Origin of the sequence: Xanthomonas maliensis (assembly GCF_009192945.1) — a bacterium.
Lineage (GTDB): Bacteria > Pseudomonadota > Gammaproteobacteria > Xanthomonadales > Xanthomonadaceae > Xanthomonas > Xanthomonas maliensis.
This window is the reverse complement of sequence record NZ_NSET01000133.1, coordinates 1-597: the sequence shown is the minus strand read 5'-3', so window position 1 is coordinate 597 and position 597 is coordinate 1. Positions and strand designations below refer to the sequence as shown.

Sequence of the window (597 nt, the reverse complement as noted above, 5' to 3'; positions counted from 1 at the left end):
CGGCCAGGTCGATGTCCTGCGCGATCGGCTCGAACGAACGCGCCACGTCCATGCCGATGGCGTAGCTGACGTTATCGCGAGAACTCTTTTCCGACGATGCATTCAAAACCGACTTCTCCTTGCTGGCCGCTGCGGCCGGTTCTTGCGACATCGCAGGCATCGCTGCCGACATTGCCACCATCAGTAGCGACGCCGCCGCGCCGCGCATTCCCATCTTCATTCGCTGCACTTCCCAAAAAGTGAAAGACACGCCGCCGGCGTCGAACGCGCATTGTCGCATGCGCGCACGACATTGCCAGCGCCGTTGCTAGCGCGCAGGCGCCTTGAGTTCGCGTTCGATCGCGGCCACCAGCGTCGGATCGTCCGGGGTGACCTTGCTGGGGAACTGCGCGACGACCTGCCCGTTGCGTCCGATCAGATACTTGTGGAAGTTCCAACCGGGCGCCACGCCAGTGGCCTGGGTCAGCCGCTGGTACAGCGGGGTCGCCTCCGCACCCAGCACGTGCACCTTCTCGAACATCGGGAACTTGACCCCGTAGGTCAGCGTGCAGAACTCCTGGATCTGGTTTTCCGAGCCGGGCTCCTGGCCCTTGAAGT

General features: G+C 63.5%; 2 pseudogenes. Both read right to left on the bottom strand.

The features are described from left to right. Nucleotides 1-220 (bottom strand): annotated as a pseudogene (locus tag CKY51_RS22265) (FKBP-type peptidyl-prolyl cis-trans isomerase); the annotation flags it as partial. 87 nt (nt 221-307) lie between these two features. Further along, a pseudogene (locus CKY51_RS22260) lies at nt 308-597 on the bottom strand (glutathione peroxidase); the annotation flags it as partial.